Here is a 3,695-nt window from a genome sequence, read left to right as displayed (position 1 = left end):
TTACTATTATACCGACTTTTTATTTTTTGTCAACTACTTTTTTAAACTTTTTTTACTTTTTTGCATGAATTCCTAATGAGTACGGATATCAAACTCTTTAAACACAATACGTAAGTCCTTTAGCACACTTTGACGCCCTCGGAAGCGTTCATCTCTTAAGACGCGTTCTAACTCTTCTTGTTTGTCTTTACTTTGTTTGTTTCTATAATCTCTTAGTGTTTCATGAAAGAGATAATAATCGTCTAGCCAGAGTCCTCCCTCACTTATACGATGACTTATCTCACCCACTTCTTCATAAAGCTCTTTATCATATCTCCGTTTTTGACTTTCTTGTTTACGGAGATAATCTAGAATTCGATTCCGGAATTTTGTTTTGAAATATTTACGTAAGCGTGGAATATCGTCTACTAGCCCTTCTTCTCTACTGATCAATTCATGTAAGCAAATCATTCCCTCTTGATCCCAGTCCGACAACTCCCACAAATGAAGGTAATATTCATTTCTACACTTGTATACAATTCCTTGGACTTCTTCATACATTTTTTTAAGCATAATCTTCCCCTTTCTAGATACAGTCTAACAGATTCAGATACACTTTTGGCACATTTCCCCATTCTGTTCCCCTTAGCTCCTCAACTGCACAAAAAAAAGAGAGGTCTTGCCTCTCTTTGGGTTATAATTCTGCGATTTGGTTTAGGTTTACTTCTGCAACTGTGTCATTACCAAACATAGAGATAATCATCTTCACTTTATTGTTATCAATCTCCGTAATCTTACCGGTATAATCTGCAAAAGCTCCATCAATAATACGTACAGTTTGACCAACTTCAACATCGATATCAAACTCTTGTACAGTTTGTCCCATAGAAACCAAGATATCACGAATTTCTTGTTCCAATAATGGAGTTGGTTTTGATCTATTTCCGTGAGATCCGACGAATCCTGTAACATTTGGTGTGTTTCGAACAACAAACCAAGCTTCATCTGTCATGACCATTTCTACAAGAACATAACCTGGAAAGCGATTTTCTTCTACTTCTTTTCTCTTTCCATTTTTTTCAACTTGCACTGTTTGTGTTGGAATTTCAACGCGTAGAATATTATCCAACATATTGTAGGTTTGTGCACGTTGTAATAGATTTTCTTTTACCTTATTTTCATAACCAGAATAAGTTTGTAAAACAAACCACCCTTTATCAAAACTATCCATGATATTTCCTTTCATAAATAGAAGATTTCTAGTGTAATTAACTCCACTAGCCTTCTAAAAAATGTTAATAAATCGAATCAAACCTGAAACAATCAACTGGTCAAAAATGTAAATAATTACTACAAAGAAAGCTGTGTATTCCATTATAGAACGAAAATCTCTCCAGCTTTCCTTGCGAGTTGGCCATGTTGTGTCTTTAAGAAGTCTAAAAATATCTCCAATAAAACGCATCGCTCTCTCCTATCTCGTTTCTCTGTGTGTAGTGTACTTGCCACAATGCTTACAAAATTTATTTACTTCTAGTCGTGTAGGCTTGGGGTTTCCACTAATCTTGATTGAATAGTTTCTCGAACCACAAACCGCACAAGCTAGGCTTGCTTTTTTTAGTGCCATAACGCCTCCATCTTATCTATTATAACAAGAAAGCTAGGCTTTGACAAGCATCTTAGCGAAATAGATTGACTACCGAATCCCATATTGTTTGAGCCTTTTCCTTAATCTTCGCATCTGAGATAGCCCGGCTAGCCTCATCTACTAGACTTTGCGCACGTCCTCGAATATCAGTCAAATTATCATCAGTCTGGCTATTATCATTGGTTTGTACTTGTCTTTTTGTGTTAGCTGGTGCAATTCCATTTTGCTTATAAGCATTTTCAACTGTAAAGGTACTTCCTGGTGTATAAGGTAAAATGGTATTGGCAATATTTCTAAAGACATGAGCTGCACCATTTGATGTAGAACCCGCTAGATAGTGATTTTCATCAGTGGTCGGGAAACCAAGCCAGTGACTAATCACTACATCCGGAGTATAGCCAATTACCCACTGGTCACTTGTATACTCCGGATTGAAAACTGCTTCAGTTGTTCCAGTTTTCCCTGCCATGACATAGTCTGCAGGTGATGAACTAATACCAGTTCCGTTTGTGAATGTCCCCAACATCATACTAGTCATCTTGTCAGCTACAGCTTTATCAATCACTCGTTTTTGTGAATGTTTATGACTCGCAATAACCTGTCCGCTAGCATTTTCAATTCTACTAATAAAATGAGCTTCCGGCATTAAACCTTCATTTGCAAAGGTAGCATATGCTTGAGCCATTTGAAGAGGGTTGGTTTCAACATCGCTTCCTAAAGCGACACCAAGAACACGGTCTACCTTTTCCATGTTGAGTCCAAATTTTTCGCCTGCCTCAAAAGCCTTATCAACACCCAAATCATTAACAGTAGCAACAGCAGGTAGATTAAGCGATTCTGCCAAGGCTTGATACATGGGAACTTCTCGACTCTTTTTGATTCCTGCATAGTTATCTACCTTATAGCTGTCATACTTCATGGTATGGTTATCCAAGAGCTTGTTCAAAGCCCAACCTGCCTCAACTGCTGGCGTATAAACAACTAAAGGCTTAATTGTAGAGCCAGGGCTACGTTTTGATTGAGTTGCATAGTTGAAATTCCGGAATCCAGTTTTATCATTGTCAGCAACTTGACCGACAACTCCACGAACTCCTCCTGTTTTCGGTTCGAGAGCGACACTTCCTGATTGAGCAAATGTTCCATCCTCTGCCCTCGGAAATAGCGCTGTATTTTCATAGACAACCTGCATATTTGCTTGGTAGTTTTGGTCCAGCTCTGTGTAAATGCGGTAGCCATTATTGACAATTTCTTCCTCTGTTAGATTATACTTGGAAACAGCTTCATTAACCACCGCATCAAAGTAAGAAGGATAGCGGTAATCTGAGATTTTCCCTTCATACTTATCATGCAATTGCGAATTCATATCAACTTCCGCAGCTTCGGTTTCTTGGTTTTTATCAATATATCCTGCTGCAACCATATTTTGCAAGACAGTATCGCGCCGATTGGTAGAATCTTCTACAGAATTCAAGGGATTATACAGTTCCGGCCCTTTGAGCATCCCTGCCAGAGTCGCAGCTTGATCCAAACTCACTTCTGACGCAGAAACTCCAAAGTATTTCTTACTCGCATCTTCTACACCCCACACACCATTTCCAAAATATGCATTGTTAAGGTACATGGTTAAGATCTGATCCTTACTATATTTTTTTGTTAATTCTAAGGCAAGGAAAAATTCTTTCGCTTTTCTCTCAACAGTTTGATCCTGTGACAAATAGGCGTTTTTAGCCAGCTGTTGGGTAATAGTAGAGCCACCACCTGAACGACCAGCAGTGACAATAGCCAAGAAGAAACGACCATAGTTAATCCCGTCATTTTTATAGAAGGAACGGTCTTCTGTCGCAATAACGGCATTCTGCAAGTTTTTACTTATGTCAGTCAGTTCAACGTAGGTTCCCTTTTGACCAGACAAGGCACCAGCCTCTTTTTCTTCACGGTCAAAAATAAGAGTCCGAGTTTTCAAAGCATTTTGCAAATCATTGACATTGGTTGACTTAGCTACAGCAAACAAATAGGTTCCAACTAGCAAGCCTGCACTCAAACCTAGTATAAGGACAATCTTTGTTAGATG

Annotated in this window: 5 protein-coding genes; all 5 read right to left on the bottom strand. The window is 38.6% G+C overall.

The annotated features are described in order from the left end of the window. Positions 1 to 72 precede the first annotated feature (72 nt). Positions 73 to 552, bottom strand: coding sequence for a sigma-70 family RNA polymerase sigma factor (locus QZ359_RS00350; protein WP_033675598.1), 480 nt, complete (start codon positions 550 to 552; stop codon positions 73 to 75). Between the two features lie 121 nt (positions 553 to 673). Further along, positions 674 to 1,210 (bottom strand): transcription termination/antitermination protein NusG, encoded by a 537-nt coding sequence (gene nusG, locus QZ359_RS00345; RefSeq protein WP_000376740.1) that lies wholly within the window; start codon positions 1,208 to 1,210, stop codon positions 674 to 676. A 54-nt stretch (positions 1,211 to 1,264) separates the two neighbouring features. Next, positions 1,265 to 1,441: a preprotein translocase subunit SecE gene (secE, locus tag QZ359_RS00340; RefSeq protein ID WP_001210991.1), complete on the bottom strand. Its 177-nt coding sequence runs from the start codon at positions 1,439 to 1,441 to the stop codon at positions 1,265 to 1,267. 9 nt (positions 1,442 to 1,450) lie between these two features. Continuing rightward, positions 1,451 to 1,603, bottom strand: a complete 153-nt coding sequence (rpmG, locus tag QZ359_RS00335; RefSeq protein WP_001809375.1) for a 50S ribosomal protein L33 — start codon at positions 1,601 to 1,603, stop codon at positions 1,451 to 1,453. A gap of 52 nt (positions 1,604 to 1,655) precedes the next feature. Further along, a partial coding sequence (gene pbp2a, locus QZ359_RS00330; protein ID WP_293947434.1) for a penicillin-binding protein PBP2A occupies positions 1,656 to 3,695 on the bottom strand: 2,040 nt, incomplete at its 5' end.

Source organism: Streptococcus sp., from assembly GCF_019414905.1.
GTDB lineage: Bacteria > Bacillota > Bacilli > Lactobacillales > Streptococcaceae > Streptococcus.
Note: the sequence above shows the minus strand (reverse complement) of the source record. Positions and strands in the feature narration are given on the sequence as shown.